The sequence below is a fragment of the Streptomyces sp. NPDC031100 genome (assembly GCF_055570785.1).
Genome location: NZ_JBVIGN010000002.1, coordinates 652,228 through 664,804, shown reverse-complemented (window position 1 = coordinate 664,804; position 12,577 = coordinate 652,228). Strand labels below are relative to the sequence as shown.

12 protein-coding genes and 1 pseudogene are annotated in these 12,577 nt (G+C 72.0%); 9 read left to right on the top strand and 4 right to left on the bottom strand.

What is annotated here, in order from left to right; all coding sequences use genetic code 11:
• Nucleotides 1-94: 94 nt before the first annotated feature.
• Nucleotides 95-721 carry a winged helix-turn-helix transcriptional regulator gene (locus ACZ5DS_RS07160; protein ID WP_468234871.1) on the bottom strand — a complete coding sequence of 209 codons (627 nt, stop codon included), beginning with the start codon at nt 719-721 and terminating at the stop codon, nt 95-97.
• Nucleotides 722-802: 81 nt separating this feature from the next.
• Between ACZ5DS_RS07160 and ACZ5DS_RS07155 the strand changes: the two genes are divergently transcribed.
• From ACZ5DS_RS07155 to ACZ5DS_RS07130, 6 genes are all read left to right on the top strand, one after another.
• Nucleotides 803-2,011: a pyridoxal phosphate-dependent aminotransferase gene (locus ACZ5DS_RS07155; protein WP_468234869.1), complete on the top strand. Its 1,209-nt coding sequence runs from the start codon at nt 803-805 to the stop codon at nt 2,009-2,011.
• An 84-nt stretch (nt 2,012-2,095) separates the two neighbouring features.
• Nucleotides 2,096-3,124 (top strand): trypsin-like serine peptidase, encoded by a 1,029-nt coding sequence (locus ACZ5DS_RS07150; protein ID WP_468234867.1) that lies wholly within the window; start codon nt 2,096-2,098, stop codon nt 3,122-3,124.
• A 32-nt stretch (nt 3,125-3,156) separates the two neighbouring features.
• A complete protein-coding gene (locus ACZ5DS_RS07145) occupies nt 3,157-3,735 on the top strand; it encodes a DUF4232 domain-containing protein (protein WP_468234866.1) in 579 nt (192 codons plus the stop codon).
• Between the two features lie 88 nt (nt 3,736-3,823).
• Nucleotides 3,824-4,423 carry a histidine phosphatase family protein gene (locus tag ACZ5DS_RS07140; RefSeq protein WP_468234865.1) on the top strand — a complete coding sequence of 200 codons (600 nt, stop codon included), beginning with the start codon at nt 3,824-3,826 and terminating at the stop codon, nt 4,421-4,423.
• Between the two features lie 159 nt (nt 4,424-4,582).
• A complete protein-coding gene (locus tag ACZ5DS_RS07135; RefSeq protein ID WP_468234864.1) occupies nt 4,583-5,203 on the top strand; it encodes a hypothetical protein in 621 nt (206 codons plus the stop codon).
• Nucleotides 5,204-5,255: 52 nt separating this feature from the next.
• Nucleotides 5,256-5,678 (top strand): acyl-CoA thioesterase, encoded by a 423-nt coding sequence (locus ACZ5DS_RS07130; protein ID WP_468234862.1) that lies wholly within the window; start codon nt 5,256-5,258, stop codon nt 5,676-5,678.
• A 12-nt stretch (nt 5,679-5,690) separates the two neighbouring features.
• Here the strand turns inward: ACZ5DS_RS07130 and ACZ5DS_RS07125 are convergent, their stop codons facing one another.
• Nucleotides 5,691-6,092 carry a winged helix-turn-helix transcriptional regulator gene (locus ACZ5DS_RS07125; protein ID WP_468234861.1) on the bottom strand — a complete coding sequence of 134 codons (402 nt, stop codon included), beginning with the start codon at nt 6,090-6,092 and terminating at the stop codon, nt 5,691-5,693.
• A gap of 91 nt (nt 6,093-6,183) precedes the next feature.
• On the opposite strand from ACZ5DS_RS07125, the pseudogene ACZ5DS_RS07120 reads away from it, so the two are divergent.
• A pseudogene (locus ACZ5DS_RS07120) lies at nt 6,184-6,769 on the top strand (MFS transporter); the annotation flags it as partial.
• A 50-nt stretch (nt 6,770-6,819) separates the two neighbouring features.
• Here ACZ5DS_RS07120 and ACZ5DS_RS07115 read toward each other — a convergent pair.
• Entirely contained in the window at nt 6,820-7,674 is an 855-nt protein-coding gene (locus ACZ5DS_RS07115; RefSeq protein WP_468234860.1) for an NAD(P)H-binding protein, read from the bottom strand.
• A 95-nt stretch (nt 7,675-7,769) separates the two neighbouring features.
• On the opposite strand from ACZ5DS_RS07115, the gene ACZ5DS_RS07110 reads away from it, so the two are divergent.
• Nucleotides 7,770-8,558 carry a helix-turn-helix domain-containing protein gene (locus ACZ5DS_RS07110; RefSeq protein ID WP_468234859.1) on the top strand — a complete coding sequence of 263 codons (789 nt, stop codon included), beginning with the start codon at nt 7,770-7,772 and terminating at the stop codon, nt 8,556-8,558.
• Nucleotides 8,559-8,607: 49 nt separating this feature from the next.
• Here ACZ5DS_RS07110 and ACZ5DS_RS07105 read toward each other — a convergent pair whose 3' ends face one another.
• The gene (locus tag ACZ5DS_RS07105; protein WP_468234857.1) at nt 8,608-9,429 is read right to left on the bottom strand and encodes a TMEM175 family protein; all 822 of its coding nucleotides are present in this window, start codon (nt 9,427-9,429) and stop codon (nt 8,608-8,610) included.
• A 256-nt stretch (nt 9,430-9,685) separates the two neighbouring features.
• On the opposite strand from ACZ5DS_RS07105, the gene ACZ5DS_RS07100 reads away from it, so the two are divergent.
• The gene (locus ACZ5DS_RS07100) at nt 9,686-12,574 is read left to right on the top strand and encodes an AAA family ATPase (RefSeq protein WP_468234856.1); all 2,889 of its coding nucleotides are present in this window, start codon (nt 9,686-9,688) and stop codon (nt 12,572-12,574) included.
• The last annotated feature ends 3 nt before the right edge of the window (nt 12,575-12,577 follow it).

Sequence of the window (12,577 nt, the reverse complement as noted above, 5' to 3'; positions counted from 1 at the left end):
ACCCAGCGACCCGACTCGGTCGGCTGAAAGACGGGCGTCCAGGCGCCCGACTCGGCCGGCCGAACAGTCGGCGACCTCGGCGGCAGCCCGTATTTCACATCTCCCGCAGCGCCTTCGCGAGCGTGCCGTCCCCGGTCACCGTCACCCGCCCGTCCCGTACCGCGTCCGGCAGACCCACCTCGCCCCGGGCGATGGCCTCGCACGCCGCTGCGTCCATCACCAGCCGTGCATCGGCCTCGCCTGGCGCGGGCCCGTCGCCGTACAACGGGCCCTCCTGCGCCCCGACCCGCAGATGGAACTCGCCTTCCTCCAGGTGGACTTCGACCAGCCCCTCCCCCTCCAGGGCCCGCAGCAACGGCAGCGCGAACCAGTGCGCGCGCACGGCGTCCGTGGGCCGCCGCTCCCCCAGGTCCGGCTGCCCCCACCGACCCAGCGCCTGCAGCACGGGCAGCAACTCCCGGCCCCGCGAGGTGAGTTCGTATACGTAGGCCGCACCGGGCGGAGGCAGCCGCCGCCGGGTGGCGAGCCCGTCCCGTTCCATGTCCTTCAGCCGGGAGGCGAGTACGTCCGTGCTCACACCCGGCAGGTCGGCGTGCAGGTCCGTGTAGCGGCGCGGGCCGGCCAGCAGTTCCCGGACGATCAGCAGGGTCCAGCGGTCGCCGACGAGGTCGAGGGCGCGGGCTGCGGAGCAGTACTGATCGTAGCTTCGGCGAGGTGACATGCGGCGCAGTCTAGACGGGTTGTTGGACTTTCCAAGCTCCCACTTGGTAAAACCAATCAACCCGAGTTCCCGGAGGGACGCATGGAGTTCCGGCAGTCGAACAAGCTCAGCGAGGTCTGTTACGAGATCCGCGGCCCGGTGATCGAGCACGCCAACGCGCTGGAGGAGGCGGGCCACAGCGTGCTGCGGCTGAACACGGGCAACCCCGCGCTGTTCGGCTTCGAAGCGCCGGAGGAGATCCTCCAGGACATGATCCGGATGCTCCCGCAGGCGCACGGCTACACCGACTCGCGCGGCATCCTCTCCGCCCGCCGGGCGGTCGCCCAGCGCTACCAGAACCTGGGCCTGGAGGTGGGTGTCGACGACGTCTTCCTCGGCAACGGCGTCTCGGAGCTGGTCTCCATGGCCGTCCAGGCGCTGATCGAGGACGGCGACGAGATCCTCATCCCGGCCCCCGACTTCCCGCTCTGGACGGCGGTGACGACCCTGGCGGGCGGCAAGGCGGTGCACTACCTGTGCGACGAACAGGCCGACTGGAACCCGGACCTGGCCGACATGGCGTCGAAGATCACCGACCGCACCAAGGCCTTGGTCATCATCAACCCCAACAACCCCACGGGAGCGGTGTACCCGAAGGAGGTCGTGGAGGGCATCCTCGACCTGGCCCGCCGGCACGGCCTGATGGTCTTCGCCGACGAGATCTACGACCAGATCCTGTACGACGACGCCGTCCATCACTCGGCCGCGGCCCTCGCCCCCGACCTGGTGGTCCTCACGTTCTGCGGCCTGTCGAAGACCTATCGGGTGGCGGGCTTCCGCTCCGGCTGGCTGGTGGTGACCGGCCCCAGGCAGCACGCGAAGGACTACCTGGAGGGCCTGACCATGCTGGCCTCCATGCGCCTGTGCGCCAACGCGCCCGCGCAGTACGCCATCCAGGCCGCGCTCGGCGGCCGCCAGTCCATCCACGAACTGACCGTGCCCGGCGGGCGGTTGTACGAGCAGCGCAACGTGGCCTGGGAGATGCTCAACGAGATCCCCGGGGTGACCTGCGTGAAACCCAAGGGCTCGCTGTACGCCTTCCCGCGCCTGGACCCGAAGGTCCACAAGATCCACGACGACGAGAGGTTCGTCCTCGACCTGCTGCTGCGCGAGAAGATCCAGGTCGTCCAGGGCACCGGCTTCAACTGGCCGACCCCCGACCACTTCCGCATCCTCACCCTGCCCCGCGTGGACGACCTGGAGGCGGCGATCGGGCGGATCGGGCGGTTCCTCGGCGGCTACCGGCAGTAGTGGCCCGTTTTCGATCGTCCGTGCGAAGATCACCCGGGTCTGCCGTCATCCGGCGGCAGACATGACCAGGGGGGAACGCACGTGGTGTCGTACCGAAGACGACGGACGGTCCTCGGCGCGCTGAGCGCGGCCGTGCTCGGACTCGCCGCTCCGGCCGCAGGGGCCGAGGCGGCCGCGCCGCCGAACAAGGGGGCGGGCCAGGAGGCCCGGGAGGCCGCCCGGTTCTGGACCGCGCAGCGCATGGCGGACGCGCGGCCGCTGGACCAGGTCCGCTCGGCGCCGTCCGGGTCGAGGCAGCCGGGGTTCGCGGCAGCGGCCGGACCCCAGGGCACGATGTTCGCCGGGACCCGGCTCATAGGGACCTTCTTCGGCTCCAGCCCGCGTGGCACCGCCTGGCACTGCACCGGCAGTGTCATCGCCACCGCGTCGAAGAACATCGTGCTCACCGCCGCGCACTGCGGACTGAACATGCGGGGCGACTACGTCTTCGTACCGAAGTTCAAGAAGGGGGCCGGACCCGACCAGCAGCCCTACGGCATCTTCCACATACAGAAGATCTTCATCGACCCCCGTTACGTCCCCGACAGGGGCTCGACCACCACCAGGAAGCCCTGGTCGGACCTGGACACCGCGTTCGCCCGTGTGTCGGCCAACCAGCACGGCAAGAAGCTCCAGGACGCCGTCGGAGGCGGACTGACCTTCGCCCGGCCGTCCGGCTACACCCACCGCAACGTCACCGTGGCCGGGTACCCGTCGTACGCGCACAACGGCGCCGGACGCGCCGTCAAGTGCACCGTCCCGACGCAGCAGCTGCGCGGGTACCGGCAGATGTCCATGACCTGCGGCGGCTACTACGGCGGTGTCTCCGGCAGTCCGTGGATCACCGACTACAAGGACGACGCCCGCACCGGCCACGTCATCGGCAACCTCGGCGGCTACAACGGCGGCGGAAACGACGCGAACGTCGACTACATCAGCTACGCCCCGGCGTTCGGGTCCGACCACGCCTCCCTCCTCGCCCACGCCGTCGCCAACAAACCCATGCCGTCCGACCTTCCTCCGTACCAGGGCAAGCTCGGCACCGGGACCGCGCTGGTCCACCCGGGCACATGACCGCCCGCACACCCAGAGTTCCAGGGGGAACGATGCGAGCTTCGACTCGTCCGACCGGCGGCATGGCCGTCCTCATGACCGTCCTGACCCTGACGTCCTGCGCCACCACCACCGAGGCACAGGACACCAAGGCACAGGACACCAAGGCACAGGGCACGGGGGCACACGACACCGAACGGAGCAACTGCCGGACCGCATCCCTGGAGTGGACGCTGGTCCTGCTCGACAAGGAGAAGGACGGCAGCCGGCCAGGCGCACGGCTGACAGCCGTCAACAAGGGCCCGGACACCTGTGTGTTCGACGGCTACCCGGGCATCGAGATCCACAACGGCAAGGCGGAGAGCATCGAGGGGGCCGGACACGGGCACGCGGCCTCGTTCCCGCTGGCCGAGAAGGCGACCGTCACCGTCGACCTGCACTACACGCCCCAGGGCACGAAGGGCGCCGGCGACTGGTGCGTGCGGCAGAGCGAGGCGGTGGTCCGGGCCCCGCACGACTCCGACCGTACCGTCGTCCCGGTCCTGGACCGGCACGGGAAGACCGCCGTGATCGACGCCTGCGGCGAGACCCTGTCCATGGCGCCACCGCGCCGCGCGCCGGCGGGCAACTGAGCGCGGCGGCCCGTCCGGCCCATTCCGTCCTGCGGAGCGCCACGAGCGTGTGACACCGTGCTGGGAAGCGAGCGGGAAAGGCGCTGACGTGGGTGACCTCTTTCTCGTCCGGCACGGTGAGACCGAATGGTCGCGGTCCGGACGGCACACCGGCTGGACCGACGTGCCCCTCACCGAGCACGGGCGTCAGGAGGCGCGCCGGCTGGTGCCGCTGATCCGCTCGCACCGCATCGGTGCCGCCTTCGTCAGCCCCCTGAAGCGGGCCCGGGAGACCGCCGAACTCATCGGGATCCACGATGTGCGGGTCGACGCCGACCTGCGCGAATGGGACTACGGCGGGTACGAGGGCGTCACCACCGCGGAGATCCGGCGCACCCGGCCCGACTGGTTCCTGTTCACCGACGGGGTCGCGCCGGGCCCGCCCGAGCACCCCGGGGAGACCCCGGAACAGGTCGGGGAGCGCGCCGACCGGATGCTCGGCAAGGTGGACGCCGCCCTCGCCGACACCGAGGGAGTCGTCGTCCTGGTCGCCCACGGCCACTTCCTGCGGGTTCTGACCGCGCGCCGACTCGGCCTGGCCCCGCAGCACGGTGCCCTCTTCCAGCTGGCGACGGGCACGTTGTGCCGCCTCGGCACGGAACACGGGCGCCCGGTGATCGCGGGCTGGAACATCCGGGCGCACGACTGACGGGCCGCTGACGGCACCCCGGTCACCGGGCCCCGGTCACCGGCACTGATCCGCCCTGCGAGCTTCGGCCACGACCCGTTGTCAGACCCCCGTCGTACGCTTCGAATGGGCCGCCTGCCTGGGCGGTTCCAGGATGCCGAGACACCGGAGGGAGCCGCCGTGAGCCGACCGCCGACCGCCGCGCAGCGGCGGGTGATCGAGGCCGCCGATCCTGTCACGGGGCGGCTGCGTGCGACGGATGCGCAGCTGGCCGCGCTGGTGAAACGGGGGCTCGCCTTCCGGCACCCGCGGCCGCCGCACGATCACTTCCTCACTCCGGCGGGCCACCGCATACGGGAGGCCGTGCCTGAGGCGCCGGAGGAGCCGACACCGTCCGCCGGAGTCTTCGCGGCGCGCGTCGGCGGCGAGGAGGAGGCGCCCGCGTCCGGTCCCGCCCGGCTGCGGGAGGTGCACAGCGCCTGGCAGGGGCTCCTGGAGCTGCGCCGGATGACCAACCCGGGCGGTGCCACCGACCGACCCTGCGGCTGGGAGCGGGCGCATCTGGTGCGGGCCGCCGCGCTCGCCCTGGAGGCGGCCGGGCACCGGCCGGCGGGGCCGGACGACGACGGTTACCGGGTGCGCGCGACCCCGCAGCCGGAGGCGGTCTCCGTGTACGCGCCGGACGGGGAGGCGCTGCGGGCGTGTGCGGCCACGTTGGAGAGGGCGGGCTGGCAGGCCGGCGAGTACACGGAACCGCGGACGAGGACGCGCTATCTGCTGGCGTCCCCGCGCCGGGCGTGAGCCACGTGCCAGGATCGGGGAATCAGTGCGTCGTACACGAGAAGGGGAAGTCGTGAGCGAACCGTATTCCGTCCGCGTGACCGTCCGCGGGTACGAGACCGACGTGCAGGGTCACCTCAACCAGTCGGTGTACGTCAACTACGCGGAGCACGCCCGCTGGTCGCTGCTCAAGGCAGCCGGGGTGTCCCAGGCCGAACTCGTCGGCCGGGGCGTGGGCCCGGTGTCGCTGGAGACGACGATCCGCTACCACCGCGAGCTGCTCGCGGGCGACGAGGTCGACGTGACCTGCGCGTTCGAGTGGGGCAGCGGTAAGACCTTCCGGATCCGCCAGGAGATACGCAAGACCGACGGCACGGTGGCGGCCGAACTCACCGCGGTCGCCGGCGTGCTGGACCTCACGGCGCGGAAGCTGGTTGCCGATCCACGGGAGATCTTCAAGGAGATGGCGACGGATCTCGGCCTGTTCGGCCTGTGAGGGCCGGCCGGCCTACGCGTCGAGCAGCTCCGGCCGGTGCTCGGCGTCGTAGGCCGCCCGCGCCTCGGCGATGTACACCCGGTTGTGCTCGGCCCAGTCGGTCAGCCGCCGCAGCGTCTCGTGCAACTCCAGGGCGACCGGGGTGAGTTCGTACTCCACCTTCGGCGGGACGGTCGGATACACGGTGCGTTTCACCAGGCCGTCGCGCTCCAGGTTGCGCAGGGTGAGGGTGAGCATGCGGCGGCTGATGCCCTCGATACCGCGCTCCAACTCGGTGAAGCGGATGGGCCCCTGGGCGGCCGCGACAAGGATCTGCACGCTCCATTTGCCGGCCACCCTGTCAAGAACTTCGCGGACGGGGCACGCCTGCGTGTTCACTGCCTGGACGGTGACACCGGTGTTCCTCAGGGACATCGCACTGCCTCCTTACGTCGGCCTCCACGGTCACATTCGATGGACCCCGTTACCAGTCGTGCACCAAGATGCGCCAGAGGAACGGGGAGCCATGACGGCCTCGGTCGAGCACAGCCCGTCACCGGCAACGGTGGCACCTTCACGAACCTACTCCCGCCGGACGTCCCTCGCCGTCCTGTGCGCGGGCACCCTGATGACGATCCTGGACGGCACCATCGTCACCGTGGCGCTGCCCGCCATCCAGAACGACCTGGGATTCAGTGCGGTGGGCCTGGCCTGGGTCGTCAACGCGTACCTGATCGCCTTCGGCGGTCTGCTTCTGTTGGTGGGCCGAATGGGTGATCTCGTCGGCCGCAAGCCGGTGTTCACGACGGGGCTCGCCGTGGTCGGCGCGGCTCACCGTGTACGCCATCGTCGGCGCCGGCAGCCGCTCCCTGACCGGCGCCAACGCGATCCAGGTGCTGATGGTCGGCGCGATGTACGGTTTCCAGTTCATCGGCGCGCTCTATCTGCAACGCATGTTCGGCTACGGCGAGTTGGCGACCGGGACCGCCTTCCTTCCGGCTCCGGTCGCGATCGGGGTGCTGATGCTGGGTCTGTCCGCGCGCACCGTCGCCCGGTTCGGCGGTCATCGGGTGCTCCTGGCCGGGCTGGTGCTGATCACCGATGGGGTGAGCGAGGCCGACGGGCCACGCCCCCGCCGCCTCGCGCCCCCCTTTCCCCGCGCTCACTCCCCGGTGAACGCCCCTCGGTGGTCCTGCGCCCACTCCTGGTACGACCTGGCCGGCCTCCCCAGCAGCCGTGGCGCGTCCTCGGTGACGAGGGCGTTGCGCCCGTCGCGGACATACGTGTTGGCGGTGACCACTCCCTGCGCCCGGAACTCGTCCAGTCCCCAAGTGACCCGCAGATGGCCGAGCGTCTCGTCCGGAGTGAGGTCGCGGGTGGCGACCGGGCGGCCCAGGACCGCGGCGAGCACGGCGGCCTGGTCGGGCACGGTAATCGCCTCGGGGCCGGTCAGGGTGTACGTCCGTCCCGCGCAGCGGCCGTCGGTCAGGGCCAGCGCGGCGACCGCGGCCACGTCACGGGGATCGATCACCCCCTGCGCGCCCGCCCCGGTCATGTTCGGCACCGGCTCACCGGCCGCGATCGCCGGGGCCCAGCTCAGGGTGTTCGAGGCGAAGGACGAGGGCCGCAGGACGGTCCACTCGGCGCCGCTCTCCATCAGCGCCTGCTCCCCGGGGACGTGCCACATGCCGAACGGGCCCACGTCCGGGTCACCCGTGGCGATCGCGGAGAGCAGCACCAGCCGCGGCACCCCCGCCGCACGGGCCGCCGCCACCAGGGCCCGGTCGTGCCGCGCCTCCGGGTCCGGGACCCCCACCAGGTACGCGGCCTCCACCCCGGACATCGCGCGCTCCAGCGCGTCCGCGTCCAGGTAGTCCCCGCGCACGACCTCCACTCCCGGGGGCACCGTGGCCCGCGCCGGGTCGCGCGTCAGGGCGCGTACCTTCTCGCCGCGCACCGCGAGCTGTCGTACGACTTCATTGCCGGTGGTGCCCGTGGCACCCGTCACCAGGATCATGACCACCACGGTGCCCCGGTCCGGGCTCCGCTCTCTTGGAAATTCCGGCACGGTTGGCGGCCTCGCCGGGCCGTCGACGCGCCTAGGGTGGAGGGGTGAGGAACACCACCGCCGAGCGGGCGCTGCCCGAGGTTCTGCGCCCGTGGATCACCGGGATCCGGGCGGTGTCCGACGCCGTCCCGCCCGAGGAGACGTTCGTCCATCTCCCCGACGCCGTCCCGAAGGTCGTCGTACGGGTGGGCCGGCGCGGGCAGCGCGACGTCCTGGCCGTCGGCCCGCGGGTGCGTGCCTCGTACCACGACACCGGCCTCCCCGCCTCCTGTGTCGAGTTGCGGCTCGCCCCCGGCACGGCCCTGCCTCTGCTGGGCGTTCCGGCGGCCGAACTGGTCGGCCGGGTGGTGCCGGTGGAGCTGCTGCCGGGCCGGGCGGGGCGCCGGCTGGCGGGTGAGGCGCGGTGGCTGGATCCGGAGGAGGTCCCCTCCCGCCTTGCGGAGCTGCTCCCGGAGCTGCTGACCGATGCCGACGCGGCGCGTACGGCGCTGCTGCGGGCCGGGGTCAACGCCCTGTCGGTCCGGTCGGACCGCGCACCCGCCCGGGTCCTCGACGTGGCCCGCGAACTCGCCGTCAGCGAGCGCCAGTTGCGCAACCTGTTCACCGAGGGGGTCGGTGTCTCCCCGAAGCACTACGCCCGCATCAACCGCGTACGCGCCGTCATCACCCGCGCCCCGACCGCCCCCTGGTCCGAACTCGCCACCGCCACCGGCTACTACGACCAGTCGCACATGACGTCCGACTTCCGCGCCCTGATGGGCGTCCCGCCCCGCTCCTACTTCACCGGCCGGCTGCCCGCGGCCACCCCGTGCCAGGCGGGCTCCCGGACGTGAATGCGGATGCGGGCAGCAGATCCCGGCGAGCCGTCGGTGCCCGCCCGCCTCACGGCGTGGCCTGGTCCTGGTCCTGGTCCTGGTCCTGACGGGTCGGTACCGGGACCTGGTTGAAGCCGTAGTACAGGGCCAGGAGGCCGTGTGCGGCCAGGGTCAGGGGTGCGGAGACGAAGGCCAGGCCGACCGTGAGGGGATAGCCGAGGGAGCCCAGGGCGAAGCGGGCGCGGGTGGCCCTGGCCGCGGCGACGTCCACGCGGGCATCGAAGAGGTGGCCCGTGCGGGTGAGGTGCCACCACACGGCCTGGAAGGTGAGCGCCATCGCAACCATCACCAGGCTGTACACGGCCGCCGCCGCGTGCGAGGCCGTGTCCTCGCGCAGGTACTCCGCGAGCATCGCCGTCGGCCAGGGCACCGCGGCCACCACCATCAGCAGAAGCAGGTTCAGGAACATCAGCGTGCGGTCGATGCGGGCGACGTAGCTGAACACCTGGTGGTGGTTGACCCACATGATGCCGATGACCAGGAAGCTCACCACATAGGCGGCGTACGACGGCCACTGCGCGCCCAGCGCGTGCCACAGGCCGCCGTGCTCGTCGGCCTCGGGGACCTTGATCTCCAGGATGAGCAGGGTGATGGCGATGGCGAACACGCCGTCGCTGAAGGCCTCCACGCGGCCGGACTCGTTCATGACGTACTCCCCCGTCGGGCGGATGGTGACGTCCTGGGTCATGTCGCCGCTGTCCCGGGACGCGCAGCCATTCTGGCCTGTGCCGTGCCGTACCCGTCGCACCGCGCGCCAGACCGTCCCGCTCAGCCGGAGGGCGAAGGCGATCTCCGCCCAGTGCTGGTCGATGAACTGAAGAATGTGCACTGCTGGTTCCTCCCGTTGGGTGCCGAACTCCCGTGTGCGGGGCCGGTGTCCGGCCTCGCATCTCCGGTCTACGAGGCACCGCGTCCGGCCTGAAGTGCGTTCGGACAGGGCCTGGACACTGCGGCCGTGAGCTGGGACGACGCGCGCTGTCCGGGTGTCCGGAGGTGTCCGGGGCCGGACATCCGCGGGAGTGGGGCGGACGGGTCCGCCGACCACGTAGGCTCGGTCGACAGGCACCACGGGGGCGGAGGAGCGTATGAGGACGGGCCGGGAGCGCAGGCCGTCGACGCGGGGACTGGCGTTGGCGCCCCCCGACCCGGATGCGCCCGACGCGATGCGGAAAGTGGCCCTGCGGCTGCGGCAGCTGCTGTCCGACGTGGGATTCAGCGGCGTCCGGGACATCGCGGCCTCCTGCGACGTGAGCCGGACGACAGTCTCGGATGCCCTGTCGGGCACGCGGGCGCCGAGCTGGACCACCGTCGCGGCCCTGCTCAAGGTCGGCGGGGTGAGGCCCGACACCTCGTGGCAGCGGGCCGTGGAGGAGGCGAAGGAGGCCGAGAAGCAGTGGAAGAGCGCCCGGCGGGACCGGCCGGCCACGGCGGCCGGTGTGCGGACGGCGACCCTCGGGGTCACGGCCGCCGGGCGCGAGGGTGCCGCGGAGGTGCCCGGCACCTTTTCCGTCCGCGCGCCGTACGGTGAGCTGCCGGGCCAGGTGCGGGGCCGGGACGACCTGCTGGCCACGCTGGAGCGGGAGTTGCTGGAGGGCACGGACCGGGTCCAGGTGCTGCACGGGCTCGGGGGCTGCGGCAAGACCACGGTGGCCCTGCGGCTGGCCCAGCGGGCTCACCGGCAGGGGCGCCGGGTTTTCTGGATCTCGGCCACCACCCGGGACCGGCTGGCCACCGGAATGCGTCAGGTCGCGCGGGAGCTGGGGGTCTCCGAGCAGGAGGTCGAGGCGGCCTGGTCGGGACGATCGAGTGCGACGGACCTGGTGTGGCGGGCCCTCGACCGGGCGGGCGAGCCGTGGCTGCTCGTGGTCGACAACGTCGACGAGCCGGCGGTGGCCGCCTCGCAGGACGGTGCGGTGGGTGACGGCACCGGCTGGATCCGGACCAGCCCGGCCGGGCTCACCGTCGTCACCACACGGATCGGCAACCCGGTGGTGTGGGGTGGACAGGCTCGGCGCCGGGCCGTGGACGTCCTGTCACCGGCGGACGGGGCCGCCGTCCTGATGGACTTCGCGGGCGACGCGGGTCCGACGGGGGACGCCCGGCTGCTCGCCGAGCGGCTCGGCGGGCTGCCGCTGGCGCTGCGGCTCGCGGGGTCGTATCTGGCCCGCACCCGGCGCGGGTTCGGGCTGCTGCGCGGGTCCGTCCAGGACTTCGCCGGATACGCGCGTGAACTGGACCGGCTGGGTGCCGAGTTGCTCGATCTGGGCGAACCGGAGGGCGGGGCTGCGGGGGAACGGCGGCTGCGCCGGCTGGTCAGCCGTACCTGGGAGATGAGCCTCGACCTGCTCGCCGAGCAGGGGCTCCCGGAAGCGCGGGTGCTGATGCGGCTGCTGTCCTGCTTCGGCCGGGCGCCGTTTCCGGTGCCGGTGCTGCAGCGGGCCGTGGAGACGAAACCAGACCTCTTCCCCGAGGGGGCCGAGCGGTGCGAGGCGGCTCTGGAAGCGCTGGTGGACCTGAGTCTGCTCACGGTGGAGGACGTCACGGTCGCGGTCGATCACGAGACCGGTACGCACGGGGTGATGCCGTGCCTGACGGCGCATCCCCTGGTGCTGGAGACGAACGCGCAGCAGATGCGGGCCGCCGCCGGACCCGCCCGGGCCGAGCTGTGGCGGGGCGCGTCCTGGATCGCCGAGGTGCTGGCCGAGGTGTCTGTCGCCCCGGAGATGTGGAAGGTCTGGCAGCTCCTGGTACCTCACGTCATGGCCGGGATCCGCGCGGTGCCACCGGAGGACGGCCCCTCACTCACCGCTTTTCTGAAGGCCGGGGTAGCGGCTGATTTCTTCAGCGCCTCCTCCAACAGCCACGATCTCGGCCGGGAACTGGTCGCCCTGCTGATGGAGCGCTCCGGCACGCTCCCGCACGACGATCGGCTCAGGGCCACCATTCACCGCTTGCACCACGACGCTTTCAGGGGCCCCGAGTGGGTGGCCGCGACCCACGAACTGTTCCTGGGGCTCTGCCAACAACTGGGGCCCGACCACAAGGAGACGGTTCTGGCGCGCTTGGGGTGGGCGAGGGCCCTGCGGAGTGTGGGCGAACTCGGCCCAGCCGAGCGTGAGTTGAAGGGCACCGTCGAGTCGTTGCGGCAGGCGCAGCAGGCTTCGGGGCATGTGGTCGTGGCCGTGGCCGACCTGGTCGGTACCCTGGCCGCACTGGGCAGGACGGAAGAGGCCGCAGCCGAGGCACGTGCCCTGAAGCGGGAGATCGAGCTGCGCGAGGACGCCCTCGACGTCTCCGTCGCTCACCACGCGGCCCATGCGCTCGACTCCGCGCGACTGCTGCCCGAAGCCGAGGAGCTGTATCGCGGCATTCTCGCCGAGCTGGAGGCGGCGGCGGAGACCCGGTCACCGCTCTACCAGGACATGTGCCGGCACCTGGCCGAGAATCTCGTCCGCCAGGACCGTGCCCGCGAGGCGCTGGACCTGCTCGGTGACGTGCTCGAACGCTACCGGTCGGACCCGCACACCACCGCCGAGGCTCTGCCTGCCCTGATCCGTCTGCACCGTGCGCGTGTGGACCTACGGGTCAGGTTGGGCGAGGCGGCTCAGGCCGAGACGGAGCTGCGGGCCTTGCTGGACCAGGACCTCGCCGTACTCGACTCCTCGGACACGGCCGTCGTCAAGGTCCGGATCGCCCTGGTCCGTGTCCTGCTCCACCGCCGACGGGCCGATGCCGCCGCCCATGAGATGGACCGGGTGGAGGCGGCGGTGACCGCGGCGGGCGAGGAGCAGGTCCCTTGGAACGTCCGGCTGTGGCGGGCCCGCTGCCACCGCGCGCAGGGCCGGTACGCGGAGGCGGTCGCCGTGTACGACGAGGTGATCACCGCGGTGGCCCACGACGCGGACCTGCTGCGCTCTGTCACCGAGGAGTCCGCGAAGTGCCGAGGGGCGGCCGTCGACGAGGCCGGGGATTGACCG